We start from the raw sequence: 26,535 nt of genomic DNA on the forward strand, positions 1-26,535 counted from the left end.
GCCCAGCCACCGCGTGCTTGGCCGGGGATCGTGCTGCCCCGCTGACCGCCGGCCTGCCCCCGGCGCAGGTGCAGTGCCGGGCGCCGGACCGCGGCACGCGAGTCCGCGCTGCCGGCGGGACCACCCATCGGGCGTCGATCGGCCGGGCGATTCAATCGGCGGCGCGGTTCCTTTCGTTGGCGCGGAGATTCTCGCGCGGCTGACGCAACCGAGGCGAGCATCGATGCGGAGACGACGCGCGCTGGGCGCGACCGAGGGCGCTGCTGCGCGCGGCAGAATGGCGCAAAAAAAGCCATTGTGCACTTATTGAGACAATACCTAACGTATTCTTGACGCAGATGCCGGGTTCGGGCGCCGCCTCGCGAGAGGAGGCCCGACGGGGAGGCTACGGTTTCCTGCGCCCGACCGGACGAAAGGACCACGCATGAGGCTCTTGATCATTGGCGGTGCGGCGCTCGCGCTTTTCGCCGGCGCCGCGGAGGCGAGTTCCACGCGCGGCGGGCATGGTGGCGGCGGGCATGGCGGTGGTGGGCATGGCGGCGGCAGCAGCGGCGCCCAGCCGCGGGCCGAGGCGGAGGCGGAGGCAAGCGCCACGGCACGCCAGCGCCAGCGGCAGCGCCAGAACCAGACCCAGACCGCCCGCGGCGGCAACGCCCGCGCGACCGTCATCGTCAACAATGGCGCCGGCGGCGCGGGCGGCGGCACGGGCGTCAGCGGCGGGCCGACCGGCGCCGCGGCGACGACGGGCGCGGGGGTCGGCGCGACCGGCGCGGCCGGCACGCTCGGGGCCGATGGCGGCGGCGCGTACCACTCCACCGTCTCGGGCACGACCACGCTGCGCACTGCGCCGGATGTCGCCGCGCCCGCCATCTGGTCGAACAACCCCTGCATCATCTCGGCCAGCGGGTCGGTCAGCGTCGTCGGCTTCGGCGCCTCGATCGGCGCCGGCATCGAGGATCCGGACTGCACGCGTCGCGCCAATGCCCAGCTGCTCGCCGTGCTCGGCCAGCCGGACGCGGCGCGGGAGGTGTTGTGCGCGAACCGGGAGGTGCGGGAAGCCTTCATGCGCTCGGGACGTCCCTGCGCGGCGGATGCGGCGAATTTCCGCCCCGTGCGCGCGACCGTCGCGCCGGCCGCCGCCGTGGCGATCCCTGCGGCCGCCGCGCCGGCGCCCCAGCCTGTCGCCGCGCCGGCGCCCGCCGCCTTCTGCCAGCCGCAGCCCGGCGAAAGCGCGGCCGACCGGCTGATGCGCCAGCACAATTGCCGGTGACGGCAGGCTCGTACCGGCCCTGACGCCGGCCGGCGCGCGCCCCTTGACCGTGCGCGCCGGCACGCCACCCTCCTGCGCGACATGCCGGGGGAGCGAGGAATGAACCGCAGGATGATGCTCGGCGCCGCAGGGGCGCTGCTGGCGGGTGCGGCGCGCGCGCAGCATCACGGCCATCACGGTGCGAACATCCCGGCCGACCAGATGTCGGCGCTGCGCGGGCCGAACCCGCAGGCGCTGACGCCCGAGCAGCTCGCCCAGCGCGTGATCGAAAGCCCGGCGCCGCCGGGCGCGCCGGGCCGCTGGGTCGCGCGCGCCCCGCTGCCGCTGCCGCGCAGCGAGATGGCCTGGGCGACATCCTGGAACAACCGCCTGCACGTCATCGGCGGCTATGCCCGGGGCCAGGTCGACAAGCCCTACCACCACATCTACGACCCCGTGGCCGATCGCTGGCAGGACGGCGCGCCGCTGCCGCGCGGCGCGAACCATGTCGGCGTCGTCGCCGATGCGGGCCGTATCTACGCGCTCGGCGGCTTCACCGAGCAGAACCGCTCGGCCGACAACCTCGCCTTCGCCTACGACGTGGCACGCGACCGCTGGGACCGCATCGCCCCCATGCCGCGCCCGCGCGGGGCCGGCGCCGTCGCGGCGGTGGGCGGGAAGATCTACCACATCGGCGGCGCGACCGACCCCGCGCCCGAACGCGCCAGCATCGGCTGGACCGAGGTGTACGACCCGCAGGGCGACCGCTGGACGATCCTGCGCGCGCTGCCCGCCGCGCGCGACCATGCCGGCGTCGCGGTGTGGGAAGGGCGCATCCACATCGTCGGCGGCCGCTTCAACACCTTCGAGAACAACACCGGCCTGCACCACGTCTACGATCCGGCGAGCGACACCTGGCGGCTGCGCGCGCCGATCCCGACGCCGCGCTCGGGCCATGGCATGGTGCTGCTGCGCGGGCGCATGTGGTGCTTCGGCGGCGAGGAGCGGCTGTTCGACGCGCAGAACCGCCCGATCGACCGCGTGCTCGGCAGCACGGAATCCTACGACCCGGTGACCGACAGCTGGCTCAGCCACGCGCCCATGCCCACGCCGCGCCATGGGCTGGGCGCGGCGCTGGTCGGCGACTGGATCCATGTCGCCGGCGGCGGGCCGATCGTCGGCGGCGGCATCCAGACCGCGGTGCACGAGGCCTTCCAGCCGGGCTGACCGGTGGTGCCCCCGCCGGCTCTGCCGCGCGGTCCGGGCGAACGCGGCGCGCGGCGACATCGATGGTCGTGCGTAACCGCGTCCTCTCCGCGGGCGAAGTCATCCCCGGCCGCGTCCGGCCGGACCAGGAGATTGCCATGACCGACGCCCTTTCCCGCCGTGCCGCGGGCCTTGCCGCCGGCGTCGCGGTCGCGCTCGCCACCGGCGCCGCCAGCGCGCAGGAGGCGGGCCTCGTCACCCGGCCGAGCGCGCATCCCGTGCGCGCGACGCTCGACCGCTTCGCGGCCGCGGTGCGGGAGGCCGGCTGGGTGGTCTTCGCCGAGATCGACCACGCCGCGGCCGCGCAGGCGGTCGGCATGGCGCTCGCGCCGCGCACCGTGGTGCTGTTCGGCAATCCGCGCGCGGGCACGCCTGGCATGGCGGCCAACCCGACGCTGGCGATCGACCTGCCGATGCGCGTGCTGGTCTGGCAGGACGCCGAAGGCCGCACCCAGGTAACGCGCAGCACGGGGGAGGATCTCGCGACGCGCGTCTTCGCACGGCATGGCGTAGCGGTGCCGCCCGAGGGCCGCCGCATGACCGACGCCTTCATCGAGGGGCTGGTCCGCAAGGCGGCCGATTAGGCTGGTTTCCGCCGGTGGGGATGCGCGGCGGCGGCGGACGATGCCCCCGCTGACGGTCCTGCCCGCCCCGCGGGCGCATGGGCTTGGCCTGGCGCTCGGCCTGTGCGCCCTTGCCGCGATCGCGGCCGGTATTGCGGCGCGGGATACGGCGCTGCTGCCGGTCCTGGCGGTCGCGCTCGCGCTCGGCGCCGCCTTCGTGCTGCTCGACTACGGCTTCACCGGGGGCTTCCGCGCCTTCCTCGCCGAGGGCGACGGGCGCGTGCTGGGGGCGACCTTCATCGTCCCCGCGGTCGCGGCCCTGGTGGTGCTGCCGGTGGGGGCGCTGGTGCCGGGCTACCAGCGCTGGGTCGCGCCGATCGGGCCGTCCATGATCCTCGGCGCGATGATCTTTGGCGTCGGCATGATGATCGCGAATGGCTGCGGGTCCGGCACGCTGGTCGCGGCCGGGCAGGGGGCGCGGCGGATGCTGGTGGCACTCCCCTTCTTCTGCCTGGGCGGCGTGGCGGGCAGCCTCGTCTTGCCCGCGATGCTCGACCTGCCGGGCATCGAGATCGACCTTGTTGCCGCCCTCGGCCCCTGGGGCGGGCTCGCGGCGAGCGAGGCGGTGCTCGCCGCCGGCGCGGCGCTCGTGCTGCGCGGGCGGGCGCCGCCGCGCGGCAAGCTCATCGCGGGTTCGGTGATCGGCGCGCTGGCGGCGGCGATGTTCCTCGTCTCCGGCCAGCCCTGGGGCATCACCATGGCGCTGACGGTCTGGGGCGCGCGGGCGGTCGCGGCGCTGGGCGTCGACCTGTCCCGCAGCGCCTTCTGGTCCGACCCCTGGGCGGCGGGGCTGCTCGCCGAACCGCTGCTCGCCATGCCGGGGACCGTTGCCGATCTGGGGTTGATGCTCGGCGCGCTGCTCGCCGCCGCTGCCACGGGCGGGCTGCGCCACGGCGTGCCGATCGGCTGGCGGGGCGTGCTGGGCGGCGTCGCGGGCGGGCTGCTGATGGGCTTCGGCGGGCGGCTGTCCTTCGGCTGCAATGTCGGCGCCTTCCTCGGCGGGGCGGCCTCGGGCAGCCTGCACGGCATCGCGTGGCTGGCCTGCGTGATCCCGGGCTGCGCGCTCGGGCTCAGGCTGCGGCCGTTCTTCGGCCTGCCCCGCGACTGATCGTGCCGCCGCGGTCAGCCGGCGCCCGCATCGTTCAGCGCCCAGTCATAGCCATGCTCCGCGATGGCCGACGCCGCGGCAAGGCGGGCGGCCAGCGGCGGTGCGGCGTATTGCCGCAGATGGGCGATGACGCCCGCCTCGCTGCCGGAAAAATCCTCGCGGAACCAATGGTAGATCGAGGAGACGCGCAGCCTTCCATCGGCCAGCACGGTGACGCCGCGCGGATGGTTGACGAAGGCGCGCGCGGCGTCGTCGAGGTCCCGTTCCAGCGTCTCGGCGCGGAAGGCGCGCGGGCGCAGGTTGGGGCAGCCGATCGACGCGCAGTTCACCGCGTAGTGGACGCGCGGGTCGCGGAAGGTTGGGCGCATCGTGCCGTGCTCGATGTCGTCGAGCGACATCGCGCGGCCTTCCACCGTGACGAGCCGCGTGCGCCAGGGGCCGCCGAACTGGCGCGGGTCGAAGGGCACGCCGGTCGAGCGGATGTCGCGGATCGAGCGCACCGGGTGGCGGTCCAGCACCACCTTCAGCGTCAGCGCGTTGTACAGGTTGGCCCAGAAGGCGAAGGCCTCCGCCCGCGCCATGGCCGAAGGGCGGCGCGCGGCGGCGGCGGCGATCCAGCCCTCCAGCGCCGCCATGTCGGCGGCGGAGGCCTTCCACCGCGCATAGGCGACGCGCGCGACGCCGTCTGCCGGCAGGGACACGTGCCGGGCGAGCAGCGCGTCGAGCGAGGCTTCCGTCGCCCGCGCCGATGTGGCGAGGGCGAGGGCCGGCAGGGTCAGGATCGTGCGGCGCGGGGCGGTCATGGGCGTGCTCGGCAAGGATCGTCGGGTCATTCGCGGCGACCGCGCCGCGGGTTACGCTTCGCCCCCGGCGTAACCGGCCTGGCGTCCGGCGCGAAGCCGTCCCTGTCCGAAGGAAGCAGGCGATGCCCGATCCCGACCACCGTCCGACCCGGCGCGGCCTGTTCCTGGGCGCGGCCGGCGGCACCGCCGCGCTCGCCGCCTGCGGCCCGGCGCCGCAGGCCGACCTCGCGCTGATCTACAACCCTTCCGCCCGCCACCACGGCATCGACCGCAATCCCATCATCGTCATCCCCGGCCTGCTCGGCAGCCGGCTGCGCGACCCGGCATCGGGCCGCATCGTCTGGGGCGCCTTCGACGGCGACGCGGCCGATCCCGCCACGCCGGACGGGGCACGGCTGGTCGCGCTTCCCTTCACCGACATGATGGCGACGCCGGGGTCCGCCGTGCGGGCGGATGGCGTGCTCGACCGCGTGCGCATCCGGGTCGCCGGCATCCCGATCGCGCTGCAGGCCTATGCGGAGATCCTCAGCACGCTCGGCGTCGGCGGCTATCGCGACCAGGCGCTCGGCCTGGGGGGCGAGGTGAGCTACGGCGACGACCACTTCACCTGCTTCCAGTTCGACTACGACTGGCGCCAGGACAACGTCGCCAATGCCCGCCGCCTGATGGCCTTCATGCGGGAGAAGCGCGCCTATGTGCAGGGCGAATACGCCCGCCGCTTCGGCGTGCGCGACGCGCCGGTGAAGTTCGACATCGCGGCGCATTCCATGGGCGGGCTCGTCGCGCGCTACGCCATGCTCTACGGCGGGGCGGAACTGCCGGCGGACGGGTCCCTGCCGCGGCTGACGTACGAAGGCGCGGGGCTGATCGCTCGGCTGATCCAGATCGGCACGCCGAATGGCGGCTCGCTCGATGCCTTCAAGGCGCTGGTCGATGGGCGGGATTTCGGCGCGCCGATCGTGCCCGCCTACAGCCCGGCGATCCTCGGCACCTTTCCATCGATGTACCAGCTGCTGCCGCGCGCCCGCGCGCGGGCGGTCGTGGCGGGGGAGGAAGCGCTCGACCTGCACGACCCGGCCACCTGGCGGCGCATGGGATGGGGGCTCGCCAAGGCGGACAACGACCGGGACCTCGCGACGCTGATGCCGGGCGTGCCCGACGCGGCGGAGCGCCGGCGCGTCGCCCTGCTGCTGCAGGCGCGGCTGGTCGCCCGCGCGCGCGCCTTCGCCGCGGCGATGGACCGGCCCGTGAGCCTGCCCGCGGGCACGGAGCTGATGATCGTCGCCGGCGACGCGATGCCGACCGCGTCGCGCATGCGGGCGGACCCTGCGAGCGGCGGCGTGGTGCAGGTCGCGACCGCGCCGGGCGATGCGCTGGTGCTGCGCGATTCCGCCCTGCTCGACCTGCGCCAGGGGCAGGAGGCGCGGGAGCCGGTGGTGCGCAGCCCGCTCGGCTTCAGCCGCACCCTCTTCCTGCCGCGGGAACACCTGGAACTGACCCGCGACCCGACCTTCCGCAACAACATCCTGTTCTGGCTGCTGGAGGAACCGCGCATCGCCGGCGCCGCGCCGGCGCGGCGCTGACCCCGCGCGCTATTCCGCCGCCGTCGCCAGCAGGCTTTCGCCCGGCCGCAGCCGCGTGAAGGCGACGGGCTGCCAGCCGAGCGCGATGCGGCCTTCCCGCAGCGTCGCGACGGTGGCGGACAGGCCTTCGGCCTCGTCGCGCGTCGCGGGGAAATCCTCCCGCCAATGGGCGCCGCGGGATTCCTCGCGCGCCTGGGACGCGGCGACGATGGCGCGGCTGACCAGCATCTGCGACTTGAGGTTCAGCCAGTCATGCCAGGTCAGGTTGAAGGCACGGTTGGCGCCATCGACGCCGGAGGCATCGAGTTCCGCCTCCAGCGCGTCGAGGCCGCGCGCGGCCTCCGCCAGGCCCGGCCCGTCGCGCAGGATGCCGGCCTTGTCCCACATCAGGTCGAGCAGCGCGTCGCGGATCGGCGAGAGGTTCTTCGCCGGTCTCGCGAAGGGCGAGGCGACGAAGGAAGCGGCTTCATCGAGCGCGGCTTCGTCCGGGTCCTCGAAAGTGCCTTCGCGCGGCACCCAGGCGCCCATCGCGTCGCCGGCGATTCCGCCGAAGACGGTGGAGTTCGCAACGCCGTTGCCGCCCAGCCGGTTCGCGCCGTGCACGCCGCCGGTATCCTCCCCCGCCGCGAAAAGGCCAGGCAGGTCGGTCGAGCCGTCGGCGCGGAAGACGAGGCCCCCCATCATGTAGTGCGCGGTCGGCACCACCGGCACGCGGCCGGCGGCGAGGTCGAAGCCCATGTCGGCGCAGCGTTCGACCATGCCCTTGAACTCGCGGCGGACGCGGTCGGGGCCGAGATGGCCCATCTCGATCCAGAGCCCGCCTTCCGCGTTCACGTTGCCGGCCAGGATCTCCCGCTGCATCGATCGGCTCACGATGTCGCGCGTCGCGCGTTCGCCGCGCGGGTCGTATTTGTGCATGAAGCGCTCGCCATCGCCGCCGAGCAGGTAGCCGCCGGCGCCGCGCAGCCCTTCCTCGATGATGGTGCCGGACATGCGCGTCCCCGGGCCCGCCAGCACGCCGGTCGGGTGGAACTGCACCATCTCCATGTCGCGCAGCGGCAGGCCCGCGCGCAGCGCCATCGCCATCCCGTCGCAGGCCTTGTCGCCCGATGGCGTGTGGTACTTGTACATGGTCGGCCCGCCGCCGGTGCCCAGCAGCACGGCCTTGGCCTGCACGAAGACCAGCCCGCCCGTGCGCATGTCGATCAGCAGCACGCCCGCGATGCGGGCCCCGTCCTTGGCGCGGACCAGGGCGACGGCGCGATGTTCCTCCATGCGGTGGATGCCGCGCGCCCAGACCTGCTCGGCCAGGCGGTTGACGATCTCGATCCCCGTCAGGTCGCCCTTGTGCACGGTGCGGTCGAAGGTCTGCCCCGCGAAGGCCTTCTGGTGGATCGTGCCGTCCGGGTTGCGGTCGAAGAAACAGCCCCAGCGGTTCTCGAGGTCGCGGATGCGGCGCTGCGCGCCCACCACCAGCGTCCAGGCGAGGTCCTGGTCGTTCAGCCACTTGCCGCCTTCGAGCGTGTCCATAAAGTGGCGCTCGGCGGAATCCCCCGCGGCGATGGCGACGTTGTAGCCACCCTGGACCATGCGGGTGCAGCCGCATTTGCCGAGCAGGCCCTTGACCGCGATGGTCACGTCGAGTTGCGGCGCGGTGTCCTTCGCGTGCAGGGCCGCGAGCAGACCGGCGCCGCCGGCGCCCAGGACGAGGATGTCGGTGCGGCGGCGGGCGATGGCGGTCATCGCGGCCCCCGCGGGCTTGCGGGGACGCCGCAGTTGCAATCCTCGGCCGGGGCGGATTGCAGGCGCGGCGGCGGCACCGGCAGGTCGCGCTCGCCCGTGCCATAGGCGCGCCCGAGGACCAGGATCATCGTGACCTGCCCGAGCGGCGGCGGCATGACCTGCATGAGGAACAGCAGCGGCAGGGCGACCAGGCTGATCATGCCGCCCCCAGCTTTTCCAGCACCGCCTGGCGCCGCTTCGCCGCTTCGGCGTTCACCGCCGCGTAGAGGCTGCCGCCATGCGCGTCCATCGCCACCAGCAGCGGCCCGAAGCCCTTGATGCGGAACTTGTAGAGGCTCTCCGGGTTCAGGTCGTCGAGGTCGACATCCTCCACCGCCTCGATCCAGGTCGTCTCCAGCGCCGCGGCGCCGCCGACCACGGCGAGATAGGCGCCGCCGAGGTCGCGGAAGGCGTCGAGCGAGCCTTCGCGCAGGCCCCCCTTGCCGATGATGATGCGCACGCCCTCGCGTTCCATCAGCGGGCGGGTGAAGCGTTCCATGCGGTCGGAGGTGGTGGTGCCCACGCACACCGCCTCGTAGCCCGAATGGTTGGTCCCTGACCGTTCCACCTTCCGCAGGTTGGGCGCGGTGTGGATCACGGCATGGCCGCGCAGGTCGAACTTCGTCCGCCGGCCATGGTCGAACATGTGGATCTGCGTCGCGTCGCGGATGCCGTAGAGCGTTTCCTCGAGCGTCACCGTGTCGCCGGCGCGGAGTTCGCGAACCTGGGCCTCGGTGATCGGCATCGACAGGACATGATGCGTCATGCGGCGTTTCCTTCCGGCCAGGCGCCGGCCGCGGCCCGCGCCAGCGCTTCCCCCGTCACACGATAGAAGATTTTTCCGGCTGGCACGACGCCGAGCCCGGCATAGAAGCGGCGCGCGCGGGCGTTCGTCGCATCCGTCGTCCAGTCGATGCGCGTGTAGCCGCGTTCGCGCGCGAAGCGCATCGCGCCGGTCATCAGCGCACGCGCCACGCCGGTGCCGCGCGCGGCTTCCGCGACGTAGAGATCCTTCAGCAGCAACCCCCAGGTGAAGTCGAAGGCGGGGAAGAAGCCGGAGAGGGAGACGAAGCCGGTGCCGTCACGCGCCACCAGGCAGAAAGGGCCCGCGCGGCCGGCGGACGTGGTCAACGCCTCCGCCGCCGCGGCCAGCGTCGCGGCGTCGGTCCGTTCCGCGTAGAAGCGCCCCATCTCGGCGAGCAGCGGCAGCAGCGCCGCGCGATCCGCCGGGCCTGCCTGCGCGATCTCCATCCTCAGAAGCCGATCGCCACGCCCTCGGGCGTGAAGGTCGCACTCGCGCGCCGCGCCGAATGGCACTGGATGTTCACCGCGACGGGATTCATCGTGATGTGCGTCGCGGCCGTTTCCACATGCACGGCGAAGGCGGTGGAATCGCCGCCCAGCCCCTGCGGGCCGATGCCGAGGCTGTTCACCGCCTCGCTCAGCTCGGCTTCCAGCTTCGCCCCTTCCGCATCGGCGCAGCGCGACCCGAGCGGCCGCGTCGCCGCGACCTTGGCAAGATGCATGCACAAATCCGAGGTGCCGCCGACGCCCACGCCCACGATGGTCGGCGGGCAGACCTTGCCGCCGGCCTGGATCACGCGGTCCACCACGAAGCGCTTCACCGCGGCGACGCCGTCGGCCGGGATCAGCATCTGCAGGAAGGACCCGTTCTCGGACCCCGACCCCTTCGGGATCATCTCGAGGCGCAACTCGCGCTCGGCATCGGTGAAGTCGATGTTGATGACGGGCACGCGCTCCCCGCAGGAGGTGTGCTCGTTCTTCCGAGTGATGGGATGGACGACGGAAGACCGCAGCGGATGCTCGCGCGTGGCGCGCGCCGTGCCCCGCGCGATCGCTTCCTTCAGCGCCCAGCCATCCACCTGCACGTGGCGCCCGACCAGGACGTTGAAGATCGGGATGCCGGTGTCCTGGCAGAGCAGGTTGTCCATCCGTTCCGCCACGCCGATGTTCTCGATCATGGTCGCCAGGATCGTCTTCGCGGTCGCGTCCGTCTCGCTGCCGTCCAGCCGCGCGAAGCCCGCCTTGATGTCGTCCGGCAGGATCTTGCAGGCGCGGATGTAGAGCAGCTTCGCCGCTTCCTCGATCGCCTCGGGCTCGATGCGCAACGGCTCGACACCCGGCTTCGTCATCAGCGTCATGGCGCGCCTTTTCCCTCCCGTTCAGACCAGCAGCGAGATGCCCGAGACGAGCAGCAGCCCCAGCAATACCACGCGGAAGCCCTGCGCGGGCAGCACCCTGTAGGCGCGCAGGCCCAGCCAGGTGCCCAGCACCAGCGCGGGCGTGGCGAGCGCGGCCAGCACCAGCGACTGCATCGTGAAGAAGCCCGCCAGCGCCAGCCCCACCGTGGTCAGCGCCTGCATGAAGACGATGAAGGGCTGCATGAAGGCCCGCGCCCGGTCCTTCGGCCAGCCCTGGATGTCCGACCACATCGCCGGCAGGGCGCCGACGAAGCCGCCGATGCCACCGAGGATGCCCGAGGCGAAGCCGATCGCGCCATCGGCCGCGCGGCTGCCGCGAACCTCCGGCGGCGCCATGCGCAGCGCGATGCGGGCCAGCATGTAGCCGGCATAGACCACCAGCAGCAGGCCGACGAAGCCCACGATCACACCCGCCGGCCCGCGCGAGAGCACCAGCAGCCCGACCGGCACGCCGAGCAGCGCCAGCCCCACGAAGAACCGCATGCGCGGCCATTCGATCTGCTTCCACAGCGTGGGCAGGCTCATCCCCTGGGAGATCAGGCTGCCCAGCACCAGCACCGGCGCGGTCAGGGTGGGCGGCACCGCGTGCAGCAGGATGCCGGCCGCGACCAGCACGAAGGCGAAGCCCGCCATGCCGGAGCAGAAGCCCGCCACGAAGCAGGCCCCGGCGACGAGCGCCGCCTCAGACCACATTGAGCAGGAACAACAGGCCGGCGAGCAGCGCGAGCCCGGCGGAGGCCGCGACCATGTCCTTCTGCCGCCGCCGCCAGCCGAGGAATTCCAGCGCCATCACGCGCAGCCCGCCCGCGAGATGCGCGGCGAGCAGCACGACGAGGATCGTCTCGGCGGCCTTGACCAGCGGGTTGTCCGCCCAGCGGAGGAAGCCCTCGAGCCGCGCCTCGCCCTCGATCGCCGTGCCCAGCGCCCAGAAATGCAGCGGCAGGAACAGCGCCAGCAGCAGGCCGGAGACGCGATGCACCAGGAAGGCGATCCAGGTCGGATGCGAACGGGTGCGCAGGTCCATCAGGCGTAGAGCCCGATCGCGGCGCGGATGCCGAAGGCGGCGGTGGCGAGGCCCGCCGCGAGCCAGGCCAGGTCTGCGCCGCGTCCGCGCAGGCCGATCGTCTCCGCGGCGATGGCGCGCAGCCCGATCGCGCCATGCAGCCCGGCGGCCAGCGCGAAGACCACGTAGAAGATCAGCCAGCCTTCGTGCCCCTGCAGCCGGCCGAGGATTTCCGTGGCACTCAGCCCGCCCCGCACGGCGCCGATGATGGTGACGAGGTGCACCGTGACTGCGACGGCGAGCAGCATCGCCGTGACGCGCTGCACGACCCACAGATGTGTCTGTCCGCGGATTGCCTGGCGCGACCGATTCACGCCTCCGGTGCTCGCCTCCGGCTCCGCCCTGCGGCGATCGGGCGCGCTTGTCTGGCGCGACCGATTCACGCCTGCGGTGCTCGCCTCCGGCTCCGCCCTGCGGCGATCGGGCGCGCTCACCGCCGCCCCAGCAGCGTGTCCCAGAACAGCGTCCGCTTCAGCCCGGCGATGGCCGAGGAAGGATCGAGGTTCTTCGGGCAGCGTTCCGTGCAGGATTGCGTCGAATGGCAGGAATGGCAGCCGGCATCGCCGGCGACGGCCTCCAGCCGCTCGCCCCGCGCGCCGTCGCGCACGTCGTTCACCAGGGTCCAGGCGCGGTTCATCGCGGCGGGGCCGAGGTAGTCCGGGTTCCAGGCCACCACGTCGCAACTGGCGTAGCAGACGGCGCAGCCGATGCACTCGATGCCCGCATCCGCTTCCCGCCGCGCCTTGGACCCCGGCGGCACGACCGCGAAATCCTCCGGCACCGCGCCGTCCGGCGCGTCCTTCGGCTGGAAGGACCCCTTCGCGCGCTGCCACTTGTCGAAGAAGGGCGCGAGGTCGGCGGCGAGGTCCCGGATGACCGGCAGGTTCGCGAGCGGGCGCAGTTCCAGCGCGCCATCGGCATCGACGACCTTGCGCACATGCGTCCGGCAGGTCCAGCGCGCGCGGCCATTCACCGTCATGGCGCAGGACCCGCACATGCCGACGCGGCAGGCGAAGCGATAGGCGAGGGAGGGATCGAGCTCCCGCTGGATATGCGTGACGACGTCGAGCACGGTCTGGTTCGCGCGCGCCGGCACATCGTAGCGCGCGAAGCCGCCGTCTTCGCCGCCGCGCCACACGCTGACCTTGAGGCTGGCCGCTTCGGCCATGCGCTTCTCCCCTGGACGCGCCCGAGACTACCGGCGCTGGACAGGCTGTCCAGCCCGTGGCGAGGTGCGCGCAAACCCACGGAGGAAACGCATGGCCGAGACGATCCGCGGCGCCGACATCCTGGTCCGCGCGCTGAAGCAGGCGGGCACCAGCCGCATCTTCAGCCTGTCCGGCAACCACATCATGCCGGTCTACGACGCGCTGCTCGGCTCGGGCATCGAGATCATCCACACGCGGCACGAAGCGGCCGCCGTCCACATGGCCGATGCCTGGGCCAGGCTGACCGGCGAATGCGGCGTCGCCCTCGTCACCGGCGGGCAGGGGCATTCCAACGCGGTCGCGGCGCTGCCCACCGCTTTGGCCGGGGAGGTGCCGGTGCTGCTGCTGTCCGGCCACGCGCCGAACGCGGAACTCGGCCTGGGCGCCTTCCAGGAACTGGCGCAGGCGCGCATGGCCGAACCCGTCTGCAAGAAGTCCTTCACCGCGAGCACGCCGGAGGCGCTGGCGCAGGAGGTGGCACTCGCCATCCGCATCGCGCGCAGCGGGCGGCCCGGCCCGGTGCACCTTTCCCTGCCGACCGACGTCCTCGACGCGAAGATCGATGCGCCGACGATCCGCGGCCCCTCGGCCTATGCGGCGGCGCCCGCGCCCCTTTCGGCCGACAGCGCCGCGGCGATCGCCGCCGTGATCGCGCGGGCGGAACGTCCGGTGCTGGTCGCCCCGCCCGCGCTCTGCACGCCCGCGGGGCGGCGGGCGATCGCGGCGCTCTCGGCCGCGTCGGGCCTGCCGGTCGCGGCGATGGAAAGCCCGCGCGGGCTGGGCGACCCCTCCCTCGGCGCCTTCGCCCAGGCGCTGGCGGAAGCGGACCTGGTGGTGCTGCTGGGCAAGGCGCTGGACTTCACGCTGCGCTTCGGCCGCGCGCCGGCCATTCCCGCCGCGGCGCGCTTCGTGGTGGTGGACCCCGATGCCGCGCTGCTGGCGCGCGCCGCCGGCAGCCTGGGCGAGCGCATCGCCATCGCCGCGCTGGCCGGCGCGGCGGAAGCCGTCGCGGCGCTGACCGCCGCCGTCGCGCCGCATGGCAACGCCGCCTGGGCCGCGCGGCTGGCCGGCGCCATCGCCTTCCGCCCGCCGGGCTGGGCGGCGCTCGCCGACGCCGCGGAAGGCCCGATCCATCCCGCGACGCTCTGCCAGGCGCTGCGGCCCTTCGTCGCCGGCGCGGACGACGTGCTGGTCTGCGACGGGGGGGAGATCGGGCAATGGGCGCAGGCGATCCTGTCGGGACCCGCGCGCATCATCAACGGCGTGGCGGGCGCGATCGGCGCCGGGCTGCCCTTCGCGCTCGCCGCGCGCGCGGCACGGCCGGCGGGGCGCATCCTCGCGGTGATGGGCGACGGCACCTTTGGCTTCCACATGGCGGAATTCGACACGGCGCACCGGCACGGGCTGCCCTTCGTCGCCGTGGTCGGCAACGACGCGAAGTGGAACGCGGAACACCAGATCCAGCTGCGCGAGTACGGCGCGAACCGCGCCCATGGCTGCGAACTCGCCCCTGGCACGCGCTACGACCTGGTGGCGGCGGCGCTCGGCGCGCATGGGGAATTCGTGACGCGGGCGGAGGAGATCGCGCCGGCGGTGGAACGGGCCTTCGCCTCCGGCCGCGCAGCCTGCGTGAACGTGCTGATCGAGGGACAGCCGGCGCCCTCGATCCGGATGGGCTGACGCGGCCCCCCGCTTTCGGGTGACGGGCGGCGGTTCGCGGCCGGGCCGCGAATCGCCCCGGCTGTCGAAATCCGTCCTGATTGCTGTGAAAATCTCCTCGCGGGCGCGATGATCCGCGAGCAATCCGATGGCCTTCGACATCCTGTGAATAGTGTAATGGGAAATACAGATCTGCCTTGGTCCGGAAAAAATGAGCGAAACGGGTCCGATATTGACTTGATAGTGATTTGGCCCCATTCCTGCCGCATTGTCCGCGGTGGCGGTGCGGACAATCTGTTGTCGAAAACGAGATTTGATCTTTGGCGCCGCCCGTGTTTCTAGGGCGCCATGACGACCGCGAATGGATCGTCGGCATCCCCATGCCGGCGTCAGCTAGCGGCGTCCTCGCGCGCGTTGCCGCGGGGCGCCCGTCCCCCAGGGTTCCGGTTCCGCCGGACATCCACTTCCACCCACCGTGCCCGGCCGCGCCTGATGGCGCCGCTCTGGGCCGCGGCGATCGCCGGTGCGCTCGCCCTGTCCGCCTGCGCCCCCGAAGCCGGCGCCATGACCCGCAACCTCGGCGCCGCCGCCGAGCGGGACGACCTTTCCCCCCGCGCCGCCTGCCTCGAGGCCGCGCGCGAAGCCGAGCGCAAGCACGGCCTGCCCGAAGGGCTGCTCGTCGGCATCGCCCTCAATGAAAGCGGGCTGCACGCGCATGCGATGAACATCCGCGGCCGCGCCATCTATCCCGAAAGCCGGGAGGAAGCGGTGCGCGTGCTGCGCGCCTCCGGCGGCCACGCCGTCATGGCCGGCTGCGTGCAGGTGAATGCCGGCGTGCATGCGCGCGGCGGCGCGGCCTGGCCGCTCGACCCCTGGCAGGCGACCGACTGGGCGGCGACCTACCTGCGCCAGCACTATGAGACCTATGGCGACTGGGGCATGGCCGTGGTGCGCTGGCATGGCGGATCGCCGCGCCAGATGACGCGCCTCGTCTGCCGCGTGCGCAGCAAGATCGACGTCGTGGCGCCGCAATCCGACCTCTTCGTCGAACGCTGCCGCGCCACGAGCGCGCAGATGGCGAATTTCCGCCGCAACGGCCAGGCGCTGCTGGAACTGGCGGAAGCGCCGTAGGGCGACGTCCGTCCGTGCGGACGGATGGCGTGCTCTCGGAGTTGAGCCGACCGCACCAGATCCGACCGGGCGGCGCCGGGCGTCAGCCCGGCAGGCGCGCCAGCACCCGGTCGGTGAAGGCCTGCGCCGCGCCCAGATAGGCGGCGGGGTCGGTCATGCGCGCGATCGCATCGCGGTCGAGCCGGCCGGCCAGTCGCGCATCGCGCAGCAGCGCATCCGCCAGGCTCAGCCCCTCGGCGATGGCGAGGTCGCAGGCATCGTTCACGACGTGATGCGCTTCCCCGCGCCCGATCACGGGGGCGAGGCCCATCATCACCGCCTCGCTGACGATCAGCCCGCCGGTCGCATCGAGGTTGCGGCGCATCCGCGCCGGATCGACGACCAGCCCCTCGGCGATAAAGCGCGCCTGGCAGACCGCGCCGTGGGCGAGCAACATCGCCTGCGGCAGGGCGAGCATCTCGGCCTGCCAGGGGCCCGTCCCGCGCTCGAGGTCCTGCGCCATGGCGGCGAGCATCTGCGGCACCAGCGCGTGCACGCCGCGCGCCTGCGCCAGCACATACTCGCAGGCGATCGGGTTGCGCTTCTGCGGCATGGTCGACGACCCGCCGCGGCCGCGCACATGCGGCTCGCTGACCTCGGCCACCTCCGTCTGCATCAGCAGCATCACGTCGGTCGCGAGCTTGGAGAGGTTGCCGCAGAGGATGCCGAGCCAGCAGGCGGCCTCGTTCAGCCCGTCGCGGGCGACGTGCCAGGGGATCTCGGCTTCCGCGAGGTCCAGCTCCTTCGCGAGTTCCCGCCCGACATCGAGCCCCTTGTCGCCGAGCGAGGCGAGCGTGCCCGCGGCACCCCCGAAGGACAGGCGCAGCAGCCGCGGCCGCATCTCCGCCAGCCGTTCCAGCGAGTTGAGCAGCGGCGCGAGCCAGACCGCCGCCTTGTAGCCGAAGGTGACCGGCAGCGCGTGCTGAAGATGCGTGCGCCCGGCCATCACCGTGTCCCGGTGCGCGCGCGCCATCGCCGCGAGGCCCGCGCAGTTGGCGCGCAGATCGGCCTCGATCAGCGCCAGCCCGTCGCGCATCTGCAGCACGAGCGCCGTGTCCATGATGTCCTGGGTGGTCGCACCCCAATGCGTCCAGCGCCCGGCTTCCGGCCCGGCAAGCGCCGTGAGTTGCTTGACCAGCGCGACGACGGGATAGCCGGTGTTGCGCGTGGCGGCCGCCATCGCCGGCAGGTCGAGCCGCGTCGCATCCGCCGCGGCCGTGATGGCGGCCGCCGCCTCGGCCGGGATCAGCCCGAGCCGCGCCTGGGCGCGGGCAAGCGCCGCCTCCACGTCCAGCATGCGCTGGAGGTAGGCGTGCTCCCCCATCACGGCGCGCATCGGGTCGGTGCCATACAGCGCGCCGAGCACGGCGCCATCGGCGGGGTTCACGGGCATGGGCTGCTTCTTCCCGAACGGAGCGGCGGGGTCAGTAGACGACGACGGACCGGATCGACGTGCCCTCATGCATCAGGTCGAAGGCGGTGTTGATCTGGTCGAGCGGCATGGTGTGGGTGATCAGGCTGTCGATCTCGATCTTCCCGTCCATGTACCAGTCCACGATCTTCGGCACGTCGGTGCGCCCGCGCGCGCCGCCGAAGGCGGTGCCGCGCCAGTTGCGCCCCGTGACCAGCTGGAAGGGGCGGGTGCTGATCTCCTGCCCCGCGGCGGCCACGCCGATGATGATGCTCTCCCCCCAGCCGCGATGGGTGCATTCCAGCGCCTGGCGCATCAGGTGGACGTTGCCCACGCATTCGAAGGAGAAATCGGCGCCGCCGCCGGTCAGGTCGACGATCGCCTGCACCACCTTGTCGCGGCCGATCGCGTCGGGGTTCACGAAGTCGGTCATGCCGAACTTCCGGGCCATGGCTTCGCGCGCGGGGTTGATGTCGACGCCGATGATCCTGTCCGCGCCCACCATGCGCGCCGCCTGCAGCACGTTCAGCCCGATCCCGCCCAGGCCGAACACCGCGACATTGGCGCCCGGCCAGACCTTGGCGGTGTTGATCACCGCGCCGATGCCCGTCGTCACGCCGCAGCCGATGTAGCAGATCTTGTCGAAGGGGGCGTCTTCCCGGACCTTCGCGAGTGCGATTTCCGGCAGCACGGTGAAGTTCGCGAAGGTGCTGCAGCCCATGTAGTGGAACACGGTTCCCTGGTCGCAGGAGAAGCGGGAGGTGCCGTCCGGCATCACCCCCTTGCCCTGCGTGGCGCGGATCGCGGTGCACAGGTTCGACCGGCGCGACAGGCAGGTTTTGCACTGCCGGCATTCCGGCGTGTAGAGCGGGATCACGTGGTCGCCCGGCTTGAGCGTGGTCACGCCCGCCCCGACCTCCCGCACGATGCCCGCGCCTTCATGCCCCAGGATCGCCGGGAAGATCCCTTCCGGGTCGGCGCCCGACAGGGTGTAGGCGTCGGTGTGGCAGACGCCGGTCGCCATCACCTCGACCAGCACCTCGCCCGGCTTGGGGCCGCCGATCTCGATGGTCTCGATGGTGAGCGGGGCGCCCGCCTTCCAGGCGACGGCGGCACGGGTCTTCATCGGCGGGGACTCCTAGGGCTGCGAGCGCGGCATGCTTTGCCGCGCCCCAGGTTCAGGTCAAGGCGCGCACGAGTGCGAGCGACAGCGCGGGAAAGGCGATGAGCAGCGCGAGCCGCAGGAAGTCGGTCGCGAGGTATGGCAGCACGGCGCGGTAGATCGCCCCCATCGGCACGTCCCGCGCCATGCCGGAGACGACGAAGACATTCAGCCCGATCGGCGGCGCCGTCAGCCCGATGCCGACCACGACCAGCACCAGGATGCCGAACCAGATCGCCGTCTCCTCCGCCGTCAGGCCGAAATCGAGCGCCGTGACGACTGGGAAGAACACGGGCAGCGTCAGCAGCATCATCGCGAGCTCGTCCATCACCGCGCCCAGCAGGATGTAGACGGCGAGGAAGGCGACCAGCACGCCATAGGGCGGAAAGCCCTGGTCGGCGACCCACATCGCCAGCAGGTCGGGCGCCTGCGACAGGGCGAGGAAGGCGTTGAACACCTCCGCCCCCAGCAGGATCACGAAGATCATGGCGGTCGTCTCCGCCGTCGCCTGCAGGCTCTCGCGGACCTGCCGCGCGCTGAGCGTCCGGCGCGCGAGGCCCACCAGCAGCGTCGCGGCGCAGCCCACGGCTGCACTCTCGGTCGGCGTGAAGATGCCGCCATAGATGCCGCCCACCACGACGACGGCGATCAGCATCACCGGGATCACGCGCAGCAGCGCCGAGCGCCTCTCGGCCGCCGCCACGCGCGCCCCCGCGGGGCAGAGCGCCGGGCGCCGGCGCACGACCAAGGCGATGGCGAGGATGTACAGCCCCGTCGCCATCAGCCCCGGCACCAGCGCCGCCATGAACAGCTTGGCGATGTTCTGCTCGGTGCTGATGGCATAGACCACCAGGATGACCGAGGGCGGGATGAGGATGCCGAGCACCCCGCCCACCGCGACCGTCCCCGCCGCGAAGCCGGGGGCGACGCCGTAGCGGCGCAGTTCGGGCAGCGCCGCGCGGCCGAAGGTCGCCGTCGTCGCGACCGACGACCCGCACACCGCCCCGAAGCCGGCCGAGGCGCCGATCACCGCCATCGCCATCCCGCCGCGCCGGTGCCCCAGCAGCGCGTTCGCCGCCGTGAACAGGTCCCTCGCCAGCCCGCCGCGCTCGGCCAGCGCGCCCATCAGGATGAACAGCGGGATGACCGACAGCGTGTAGTTGGCGAACAGGAAGAAGGGCGTGGTCTTGAGGTAGGCGAGCAGCCGCGTCGTATCGACGATGTGCGCATAGCCCACGCAGCCGACGATCAGCATGGCGAGCCCGATCGGGCAGCGGATCGCGAGCAACAGCAGCAGCGCGGCGAAGCCCGCGCCGGCCAGGACGAATTCCTCGGCCATCAGCCGCGCCCCCGCGCCGCGCGCCACGCCCAGTACAGCGCGGCGAGCCCCGTCGCGGCGAAGCCCACCGCGCCGGCCAGTATCGCCCACCAGATCGGCACGGCGAGCAGGCCGATGGTGGTGGTCCCGGTGCGCAGCGCCTCCAGCGCGCCGACCGCCATGCGCTCGGCGAGCACCAGCGCGACCAGCCCCCAGACGAGGCTCCAGAAGCCGTCGATCGCCTGGTTCACGCGCGCCGGCAGCCAGCCGGTGAAGCTGTCGACGAAGATGTTGGCGCGCATCAGCGTCCCGTAGGCGAGGCAGCCCAGCACCGCGAGCCCGCCGCCCAGCTGCACGAGTTCGACGTCGCCGCGGATCGGCTGCCCCGCCAGCCAGCGCAGCAGGACCGATGCCGTGACCATGAAGGCGACGGCGAGCAGCACCAGCCCCGCGCCGAGCGCGATGACCGTGGCAAGCCGCGCGACCGGCCCGGCAGGCGGCGCGGGCTGGCTCACGCCGGACCCCGAGCCGGGCAAGCCGCGGCCGGCCGGTCACCCGGACAGGTGCGGCGAGCAGGGGCGGACCGGACGCGATCCGCGCGCAGCGGGATCACGCGGCGTGACGCGGCGCGGTCAGGAAACGCCCTGGCCGAGTTGCGCGACGAGGGCGCGCGTTTCCTCGACCAGCGCGCCGCCATCGATGTTCCTCTCGCGCATCTGGCCGATCCAGGCCTGCACCACGGGGGCGGTCGCCGCCTGCCAGCGCGCCTTCTCCTCGGCGGTGATCTCGGTGATGGAATTGCCGCGGCGGCGCACCGTCTCCTCGACCTTCGGGCCTTCCTCGTCCCAGACGCGGGAGGCCATGATCGCCGCCGCCTCGCCCGAATTCGCGTCCAGCACGCGCTTGAGGTCGGGCGCGAGCCCGTCGTAGCGCGCCTTGTTCATCGCCAGGATGAAGGAGGCCGAATAGAGCGTCGGGCTGCCCGGGATGCCGACATGGTTGCGCACCATCTCGTGGATGCGGATGGAAGGCACGATCTCCCACGGCACGACGGCGCCGTCGATCACGCCCTGGGACAGCGCCTCGGGCACCTGGGGGACGGGCATGCCGATCGCGGTCGCGCCGAGGGCGCGCAGCGCCTCGCCCGCCTGTCGGGTGGGGAAGCGCAGCTTCAGGCCGCGCAGGTCCTCCATGGTCTTCACCTCGCGCCGCGAATGGATCAGCCCATGGTCGTGCGCCCAGGCGCACAGGATGTGGGTTTCCGCGAAGTCGGGGCGCATGTGGCGGTCGAACATCTGCCAGGTGACGCGCGCATTCACGCTCGCCCGCTTGTGGGCGATGAAGGGCAGCTCGATCACCTCGATGCGTGGGAAGCGGCCGGGGGTGTTGCCCGGCAGCGTCCAGATGATGTCCGCCACACCATCCTTCGCCTGGTCGTAGAGCTGCGGCGGCGCACCGCCCAGCTGCATGGACGGGAAGATCTGGATGCGCAGCCGCCCGCCCGATTCCTCGCGCACCTTGTTCGTCCAGGGCATCAGGAAGTGGCGATGCACGTTCGACACGGCGGGCAGGAAGTGATGCAGCCGCAGCGTCACCTCCTGCGCCGCGGCGCGGCGGGGCGTGGCGAGCACGGGCGCGGCAAGCGCCGCGCCGGTCAGCAGCAGGCGGCGGTGAAGCATCGGACATGTCCCCCTGTCGAACTCTTGCTTGCCGCGATTGGTCGCCCGATCGCGGCCGCGGCGCAAGGGAAACCGCGTGCTCAGCCGAGGCCGAGGGCGCCGCGCAGCGCGCGCGCCTTGGCGCGCACGGCATCCGGCGTGTCGCCGGGCCGATAGAGCCACGAGCCGAAGCCGAAGCCTGCCGCCCCCGCCGCGCGCCAGGGAGCGATCGTCTCCGCGGTCATCCCGCCCACCGGCAGGATGGCGGTACCGCGCGGCAGCACGGCGAGCAGCGCGCGCAGCACGGCGGGGGAAGCGCCCTCCGCCGGGAACAGCTTCAGCGCGTCGGCCCCGGCGGCGAGCAGGGAGAAGGCCTCGGCCGGGGTGAAGAAGCCCGGGCAGGCGATCATCCCGCGGGCGCGGGCGGCGAGCACGAGCGGCGGCGCGGCATGGGGTGTCACCATCAGCCGCCCGCCGGCGCGCGCGACCGCGGCGACCTCCTCCTCGTTCGTCACCGTGCCCGCGCCGATCAGCGCCCGCTCCCCGAAGGCGGTGGCGAGGCGGCGGATGCTCTCCATCGGCCGCGGGGAGTTGAGCGGCACCTCGAGGATGGTCAGTCCTTCGGCCAGCAGCGCCGCGCCGACCGGCTCGGCGTCCTCCGGCGTGATGCCGCGCAGGATGGCGACGGCGGGGCAGGCGTCCAGCCAGGGGGCGAGGCTCATCGCAGTGCCGCGCCGATCAGCGCGAGCCCGCGGGCGGCGGCATCGGGCGGCGCCTCCCGGCTCGGCACGCCGAAGGCGTCGAGCGCCCTGGCGTAGCGTTCCGTCAGCAGGCTGCTGCCGACAAGGATGACGGGCGGCGCGACGCCGGCCTCGAGCGCCGCCGCCACCTCATGGCCGATGAGCAGGCCGGAGAGGAAGGACCCGGCCTCCTCCTCCCCCAGCTCGTCGAACAGCGCGGCGGCGCGCAGGCCGAACAGGTGGTGCAGCAGCCCGCCACCCTGGCGGGCGCGCGCGAGCCCGCGGGCGAAGGCGCCGGCATGGTGTGGCGCGCGCGGGTCGAGCGTGCGGGCGAGGATGGTGTGCCCGGACAGCGCCGAGAAGGCTTCCCCGGTCATGTAGGTGGCGAAGCCCTCCACCCGGCCGCCCGACAGCCGGGCCCATTTGGAATGGCTGCCGGGCAGGCAGACCGTCGCCTCGCCCCCGCCCAGCGCCGCGGCGGCGCCGAGCATCTCGGTCTCCTCGCCGCGCAGCACCTCCGGCACGCCCTGCCGGTCGCGGCAGGTCAGGCCGGGGACGAGCAGCGCCTCCGCATCCTCGAAGGGCATGCGGATGAGGCGCGCGACGAGGGTGTCGAAGCCGGCCGGGCAGGGGATGTAGGGCGCTTCCTGCCAGCCCTGGCGGCTGCCGACCATGCCCGAGAGCAGCACGCGCGTCTCGCCCGCCGCGATCCAGTCGCCCACCACGGCCCGCAGCGCATCGGGGAAGCCGCCGGGCTCGATGGTGAGGATGCCGCGCGGTGCCTCCCGCCGGGCCAGGACGCGGCCATCCTCCGCCAGACGGTAGGCGCGCAGGTTCGATGTGCCCCAATCGACGCCGATCATTGCTTCCCCTCAACCTTGCCGCGCCGGGATGCCAAAAACCCGGCCCCTCGCGCAACGTCCGCTTGCGTCGGACCCATCCGCGGGAAATCCTCCCATGCCGGGCACGATATCGGGAGGAATCAAATCCATGAACAGTTATATGTCGCGACCGCCCCGCTGGGCGCTGGCGCTGACCATCCTCGCCGCCTCGGCGCTGCCGGCCGTGGCGCAGATCGCGGTCTCCGGCAACGACAGCAAGCGGCGGCTCGAGAACGGGGTGAACCGCGTCGTCTCCGACGCCACGACCGACACGGCGACCATCATCGACCTCGGCGGCCGCGCCCCGCGCGTGGTGGGGGAGGTGCCGCTGTCCCATTCGGTGGTCGGCCCGCCCACCTCGGTCGCCATCACGCCGGATGAGCGCTACGCCATCGTCACCTCGGCCGAGCGGCTGGATCCGGCGAATTCCTCCCGCACCGTGCCGGACAACCGGGTGCAGGTGATCGACCTTCGCGCCACGCCGCCGCGGGTGTCGCAGGTGGTCGAGGCCGGCGCCGGGCCGTCCGGCGTCTCGATCAACCGGGCGGGCAACCTGGTGCTGGTGGCCAACCGCAATGCCGGCACGGTCAGCGTGTTCCGCTTCGCCAACGGCGCGCTCGCCCCGGTCTCGACCGTGACGATCGGCAACGCCACCTCCTCCCCCGCCCATGTGCAGTTCACGCCGGACGGGCGGCGCGCGCTCGTCACCCGCGACGATCCGGCCGGGTCCTTCGTGTCGGTGCTGACGGTGGAGGGCGAGACGGTCACCAAGACCGACCGCGACATCACCGCCGGCATCCGCCCCTACGGCATGGGCATCACGGCCGATGGCCGCTGGGCGGTGGCCGCGAATATCGGCCGCGGCGGCGGGGATGCGGACACGGTCACGCTGATCGACCTGCGGCGCGAACCCTACCTCGCGGCGGACACGATCTCGGTCGGGCCGACGCCGGAAGGCATCCAGGTCAGCCCGGACAACCGCCACGCGGCGGTGACGATCCACAACGGGTCGGCGCGGCCGCAGGGGCACCCGCTGCGCGGGCGCGGGCAGCTGGTGATGCTGCGGATCGACAATGGCCGGCTGCGGGAAGTGGCGCGCGCACCGATCGGGGACTGGGCGCAGGGCATCGCCTTCTCCCGCGACGGGCGCACCATCCTTGTGCAGAACATGGCCGACCGGAACATCGCGGTGTTCCGCTTCCAGGACGGGCGGCTGACGGACACGCGCCAGCGCATCGCCGTCAATGGCGGCCCGGCGGCGATCCGCACGGCGGACGCGCCGACGCGGCGCTGACCTGTCACGCGCGGCGCGGATCGTCCCGCGCCGCGCGGCATGGCCGCGCCCGGTTCAGCCGGCGTGGCGGTGCCGGGCGACCCGCAGCAGCAGGGCCACGCCCACCAGGCCGAGCCCCGCCCCGATCGCCGTCGCTGCGCCATGGCCCGCAGCGGCTTCGGCCAGCACGGCGAAGCCGGGCGGCGCGCCGAGCAGCGCGATCCCCCGCCCCGTATAGGCGATGCCGATGACGGTGCCGGCCGCGCGCCGGCCGAAGACATCGGCGGCGAAGGCCGGCAGCAGCGCGATGACGCCGCCATAGGCGGCGCCGAACAGCGCGGCGAAGACGACGAGCAGCGCCAGCCCGTCCGCCCCGGCCCAGAGCAGCGTCAGCAGCGAGGAGAGACCGGCGACGGCGAGGAAGACCAGCGCCCGCCCCGCAAGGTCCGCCACCGCGCCGATCAGGAAGCGGCCGGCGATGGAACCGACGCCCATGACGCCGAGCAGCCCGAGCGCATCCCCGGGCGGGACGCCGAGGTCCCGCGCGCTCGCCACGAGATGCGCGAAGGGCAGGGCGAGCGGGATCTGGAGCAGCAGCGTGCCGAGGTAGAACAGGCCGAAGCGCTTCGTCCCGATGACGAGGTCGGGCACCTCCCCCGACGGCGCCGTGGCGACGCCCTCGGGACCGTCCGGCCGCAGGCCGCAGGCCTCCGGGCTCGGTCGCAGCAGCAGCGCGCCGGCGATGCCGACCAGCGCGGCGGCCGCGCCGGAGATGAGGAAGGCGGTGCGCCAATCCCCGAATTCCCGCAGCAGCGCCGCCATGGGCGGCACGAGCGCGGTGCCGAAGCCGACGCCCGCCGCGGCGATGCCCGAGGCGAGGCCGCGCGCCGCGACGAACCAGCGCTGCACCGCCGCCATCGCGGGCACGTAGGCGAAGCCGGCGCCGAGCCCGACCAGAACGCCATAGGTCATGAGCAGTTCCGTCATGCTCCGCGCGGCGGCGCCGCTGACCAGGCCGAGCGCCACCGTCGCCATGCCCGCCACCGCGAGCGCGCGCGGCCCCACCCTGTCGGCCAGCGGGCCGGTCAGGCCGCTGACCACGAAGCAGCAGGCGCCGGACAGGGCGAGGATGAAGCTGCTCGAGATGCGGGAGGCGCCGAAGGTCGCGGCGATCTCCTCGGCGAAGGCGGCGCAGGAATAGATCGCGCCGAAGCCCACCAGGCAGACGATGAAGGCGCCGGCCACCACGCGCCAGCCGGGAAAGAGGGCGTCGCGCTCGTCGAGCGTGCCGGACGGGCCGTCGGCCCGGGCGGGGTCCCGGTTCCATGCGCGCGGGGCCGCATCGCGTGGTCGTGGCCGCGGCAGGCCCGGACCGCCCGGGCCGTGCGCGCGGGGGATGGCGTGCATCGGGGCAGCGGCGGGCGCCCCGTCCTCGGCCGGCACCGCGCGGCCCCTCACCAGCCCACCGCCGGCATGGACGCGAGGAAACCAGCCGCCTCCGCCGCCGAGAGCGCGGTGAGCGCGGGCCAGCCGCGCACCGTCACGCGCCCGGCGAGCCCCGGCGCGGGGTGCCGCCAGGGCGAGAGCGGCTCCGCCTGCGGGAAGTCCCAGGCATAGCCGGCGCTGCGATAGGCGACGCGGCGCGCCGGCTCGGGACCCGCGATGCGCGCGGCGAGCGTGGCGCAATCCGGCTCCCGGTTCGCCTCGTCCGCCGTGCCGTGCAGCAGCAGGAGCCGGCCGCGCGGCGGGGGCGCATCCGCGGGCAGCGCGCCGAGCAGCGCGCCGCAGCCGGGATAGAGCAGCACCCGCGCGGCGAAGGGATCCTGCCCGGCGAAGGCTTGGGCGGCGACGAAGCCGCCATGGCCGAAGGCGAGCAGCCCGATGCGCGAGATGTCGATCCGCGGATGGCGGGCGAGCGCCGCCTTGGCGCGGCGGACGTCGTCGCCCGACAGCTGCTCGGGCTCGGCGGTGACTTCGAGGACGACGAGGCCCGCGCCGACCAGCTGCTCGACATAGGCATCGCTGCGCCTGTCCGGGCCGAGCAGGTCCGGCACGACGAGCACCGCCGGCAGCCTGGCGGCGGCGGCATTGGGCGGAATGGTGAGCAGGCCGGCCGGCCTGCCGTCCTGCTCCAGCATCACGGGCGGGTCGAGCGTCTCGAGCAGGAGCCGCGCCGAGGCCGGAGCGGCGAGCGCGAGGAGCGGGGCGAGGAGCAGCGGCGCAAGTCTGTTCATGCCGCGACCGTGGCCGCCGAGGCGCGCCGAATCTGTGCCAACTCGCACAGGCGACGGTGCGGATGCCTGCATCATCGGATCCTCCGCGAGCGGGGAGTATCCGGGAGCCTAGGCATGTTCGA

The 26,535-nt window shown here is 73.3% G+C and carries 27 protein-coding genes; 8 read left to right on the top strand and 19 right to left on the bottom strand.

The genetic code is table 11. The annotated features are described in order from the left end of the window. Positions 1 to 424: 424 nt before the first annotated feature. The 4 genes from J5Y09_RS12620 to J5Y09_RS12635 all read left to right on the top strand — a co-directional run bounded on the left by J5Y09_RS12620 (position 425) and on the right by J5Y09_RS12635 (position 4,246). Positions 425 to 1,270, top strand: coding sequence for a hypothetical protein (locus tag J5Y09_RS12620; RefSeq protein ID WP_209352149.1), 846 nt, complete (start codon positions 425 to 427; stop codon positions 1,268 to 1,270). Positions 1,271 to 1,369: 99 nt separating this feature from the next. After that, the gene (locus tag J5Y09_RS12625; RefSeq protein WP_209352150.1) at positions 1,370 to 2,476 is read left to right on the top strand and encodes a Kelch repeat-containing protein; all 1,107 of its coding nucleotides are present in this window, start codon (positions 1,370 to 1,372) and stop codon (positions 2,474 to 2,476) included. A gap of 137 nt (positions 2,477 to 2,613) precedes the next feature. Then, positions 2,614 to 3,099: a DUF302 domain-containing protein gene (locus J5Y09_RS12630; protein ID WP_209352151.1), complete on the top strand. Its 486-nt coding sequence runs from the start codon at positions 2,614 to 2,616 to the stop codon at positions 3,097 to 3,099. Positions 3,100 to 3,139: 40 nt separating this feature from the next. Beyond that, complete coding sequence (locus J5Y09_RS12635; protein WP_209352152.1) at positions 3,140 to 4,246, top strand: YeeE/YedE thiosulfate transporter family protein; 1,107 nt, start codon at positions 3,140 to 3,142, stop codon at positions 4,244 to 4,246. Between the two features lie 14 nt (positions 4,247 to 4,260). Here J5Y09_RS12635 and J5Y09_RS12640 read toward each other — a convergent pair whose 3' ends face one another. Beyond that, entirely contained in the window at positions 4,261 to 5,049 is a 789-nt protein-coding gene (locus J5Y09_RS12640; RefSeq protein WP_209352153.1) for a DUF547 domain-containing protein, read from the bottom strand. Positions 5,050 to 5,171: 122 nt separating this feature from the next. Between J5Y09_RS12640 and J5Y09_RS12645 the strand changes: the two genes are divergently transcribed. Beyond that, complete coding sequence (locus tag J5Y09_RS12645; RefSeq protein ID WP_209352154.1) at positions 5,172 to 6,632, top strand: alpha/beta hydrolase; 1,461 nt, start codon at positions 5,172 to 5,174, stop codon at positions 6,630 to 6,632. A gap of 9 nt (positions 6,633 to 6,641) precedes the next feature. Here the strand turns inward: J5Y09_RS12645 and J5Y09_RS12650 are convergent, their stop codons facing one another. The 9 genes from J5Y09_RS12650 to J5Y09_RS12690 form a co-directional block, all read right to left on the bottom strand. Further along, a complete protein-coding gene (locus J5Y09_RS12650; RefSeq protein ID WP_209352155.1) occupies positions 6,642 to 8,375 on the bottom strand; it encodes an L-aspartate oxidase in 1,734 nt (577 codons plus the stop codon). Next, on the bottom strand, positions 8,372 to 8,575 hold the full coding sequence (locus tag J5Y09_RS12655) for a hypothetical protein (RefSeq protein ID WP_209352156.1): 204 nt from the start codon (positions 8,573 to 8,575) through the stop codon (positions 8,372 to 8,374). Before J5Y09_RS12655 ends, J5Y09_RS12650 begins: the two co-directional genes overlap by 4 nt. After that, positions 8,572 to 9,180: a fumarate hydratase C-terminal domain-containing protein gene (locus J5Y09_RS12660; protein ID WP_209352157.1), complete on the bottom strand. Its 609-nt coding sequence runs from the start codon at positions 9,178 to 9,180 to the stop codon at positions 8,572 to 8,574. The genes J5Y09_RS12655 and J5Y09_RS12660 overlap by 4 nt, the downstream gene beginning before the upstream one ends. Then, the gene (locus tag J5Y09_RS12665; RefSeq protein WP_209352158.1) at positions 9,177 to 9,665 is read right to left on the bottom strand and encodes a GNAT family N-acetyltransferase; all 489 of its coding nucleotides are present in this window, start codon (positions 9,663 to 9,665) and stop codon (positions 9,177 to 9,179) included. The genes J5Y09_RS12660 and J5Y09_RS12665 overlap by 4 nt, the downstream gene beginning before the upstream one ends. Positions 9,666 to 9,667: 2 nt before the next feature. Then, positions 9,668 to 10,576, bottom strand: coding sequence for a fumarate hydratase (locus J5Y09_RS12670; RefSeq protein WP_245217088.1), 909 nt, complete (start codon positions 10,574 to 10,576; stop codon positions 9,668 to 9,670). 21 nt (positions 10,577 to 10,597) lie between these two features. Further along, a complete protein-coding gene (locus J5Y09_RS12675) occupies positions 10,598 to 11,329 on the bottom strand; it encodes a sulfite exporter TauE/SafE family protein (protein ID WP_209352159.1) in 732 nt (243 codons plus the stop codon). Then, positions 11,319 to 11,660: a succinate dehydrogenase/fumarate reductase transmembrane subunit gene (locus J5Y09_RS12680; protein ID WP_209352160.1), complete on the bottom strand. Its 342-nt coding sequence runs from the start codon at positions 11,658 to 11,660 to the stop codon at positions 11,319 to 11,321. The genes J5Y09_RS12675 and J5Y09_RS12680 overlap by 11 nt, the downstream gene beginning before the upstream one ends. Next, positions 11,660 to 12,013 (bottom strand): succinate dehydrogenase/fumarate reductase transmembrane subunit, encoded by a 354-nt coding sequence (locus J5Y09_RS24760; protein ID WP_342451472.1) that lies wholly within the window; start codon positions 12,011 to 12,013, stop codon positions 11,660 to 11,662. The genes J5Y09_RS12680 and J5Y09_RS24760 overlap by 1 nt, the downstream gene beginning before the upstream one ends. Positions 12,014 to 12,129: 116 nt before the next feature. Further along, positions 12,130 to 12,867, bottom strand: a complete 738-nt coding sequence (locus J5Y09_RS12690) for a succinate dehydrogenase/fumarate reductase iron-sulfur subunit (protein WP_209352161.1) — start codon at positions 12,865 to 12,867, stop codon at positions 12,130 to 12,132. Between the two features lie 91 nt (positions 12,868 to 12,958). On the opposite strand from J5Y09_RS12690, the gene J5Y09_RS12695 reads away from it, so the two are divergent. Next, positions 12,959 to 14,587 (top strand): thiamine pyrophosphate-binding protein, encoded by a 1,629-nt coding sequence (locus tag J5Y09_RS12695; protein ID WP_209352162.1) that lies wholly within the window; start codon positions 12,959 to 12,961, stop codon positions 14,585 to 14,587. 471 nt (positions 14,588 to 15,058) lie between these two features. Continuing rightward, the gene (locus J5Y09_RS12700; RefSeq protein WP_245217089.1) at positions 15,059 to 15,697 is read left to right on the top strand and encodes a transglycosylase SLT domain-containing protein; all 639 of its coding nucleotides are present in this window, start codon (positions 15,059 to 15,061) and stop codon (positions 15,695 to 15,697) included. A gap of 82 nt (positions 15,698 to 15,779) precedes the next feature. Here J5Y09_RS12700 and pcaB read toward each other — a convergent pair whose 3' ends face one another. From pcaB to J5Y09_RS12735, 7 genes are all read right to left on the bottom strand, one after another. After that, a complete protein-coding gene (pcaB, locus tag J5Y09_RS12705; protein ID WP_209352163.1) occupies positions 15,780 to 17,129 on the bottom strand; it encodes a 3-carboxy-cis,cis-muconate cycloisomerase in 1,350 nt (449 codons plus the stop codon). Between the two features lie 31 nt (positions 17,130 to 17,160). Then, positions 17,161 to 18,273 carry an S-(hydroxymethyl)glutathione dehydrogenase/class III alcohol dehydrogenase gene (locus J5Y09_RS12710; RefSeq protein ID WP_209352164.1) on the bottom strand — a complete coding sequence of 371 codons (1,113 nt, stop codon included), beginning with the start codon at positions 18,271 to 18,273 and terminating at the stop codon, positions 17,161 to 17,163. Between the two features lie 52 nt (positions 18,274 to 18,325). Then, positions 18,326 to 19,648 carry a TRAP transporter large permease gene (locus tag J5Y09_RS12715; RefSeq protein ID WP_209352165.1) on the bottom strand — a complete coding sequence of 441 codons (1,323 nt, stop codon included), beginning with the start codon at positions 19,646 to 19,648 and terminating at the stop codon, positions 18,326 to 18,328. Further along, entirely contained in the window at positions 19,648 to 20,142 is a 495-nt protein-coding gene (locus tag J5Y09_RS12720) for a TRAP transporter small permease (protein WP_342451473.1), read from the bottom strand. Before J5Y09_RS12720 ends, J5Y09_RS12715 begins: the two co-directional genes overlap by 1 nt. 117 nt (positions 20,143 to 20,259) lie before the next feature. After that, positions 20,260 to 21,306: a TRAP transporter substrate-binding protein gene (locus J5Y09_RS12725; protein WP_209352166.1), complete on the bottom strand. Its 1,047-nt coding sequence runs from the start codon at positions 21,304 to 21,306 to the stop codon at positions 20,260 to 20,262. Between the two features lie 80 nt (positions 21,307 to 21,386). Next, positions 21,387 to 22,007, bottom strand: coding sequence for a 2-dehydro-3-deoxy-6-phosphogalactonate aldolase (locus J5Y09_RS12730; RefSeq protein ID WP_209352167.1), 621 nt, complete (start codon positions 22,005 to 22,007; stop codon positions 21,387 to 21,389). Continuing rightward, a complete protein-coding gene (locus J5Y09_RS12735; RefSeq protein ID WP_209352168.1) occupies positions 22,004 to 22,888 on the bottom strand; it encodes a 2-dehydro-3-deoxygalactonokinase in 885 nt (294 codons plus the stop codon). The genes J5Y09_RS12730 and J5Y09_RS12735 overlap by 4 nt, the downstream gene beginning before the upstream one ends. A gap of 139 nt (positions 22,889 to 23,027) precedes the next feature. Here J5Y09_RS12735 and J5Y09_RS12740 point away from each other — a divergent pair, with 139 nt between their 5' ends. Further along, on the top strand, positions 23,028 to 24,200 hold the full coding sequence (locus J5Y09_RS12740) for a lactonase family protein (RefSeq protein WP_209352169.1): 1,173 nt from the start codon (positions 23,028 to 23,030) through the stop codon (positions 24,198 to 24,200). 54 nt (positions 24,201 to 24,254) lie between these two features. Here J5Y09_RS12740 and J5Y09_RS12745 read toward each other — a convergent pair whose 3' ends face one another. Both J5Y09_RS12745 and J5Y09_RS12750 read right to left on the bottom strand, forming a co-directional pair. Further along, a complete protein-coding gene (locus J5Y09_RS12745) occupies positions 24,255 to 25,637 on the bottom strand; it encodes an MFS transporter (RefSeq protein WP_209352170.1) in 1,383 nt (460 codons plus the stop codon). After that, positions 25,634 to 26,413 (bottom strand): dienelactone hydrolase family protein, encoded by a 780-nt coding sequence (locus J5Y09_RS12750; RefSeq protein ID WP_209352171.1) that lies wholly within the window; start codon positions 26,411 to 26,413, stop codon positions 25,634 to 25,636. Before J5Y09_RS12750 ends, J5Y09_RS12745 begins: the two co-directional genes overlap by 4 nt. Between the last annotated feature and the right edge of the window lie 122 nt (positions 26,414 to 26,535).

Source organism: Roseomonas nitratireducens (assembly GCF_017813355.1).
In the GTDB taxonomy this organism is placed as follows: domain Bacteria; phylum Pseudomonadota; class Alphaproteobacteria; order Acetobacterales; family Acetobacteraceae; genus Neoroseomonas; species Neoroseomonas nitratireducens.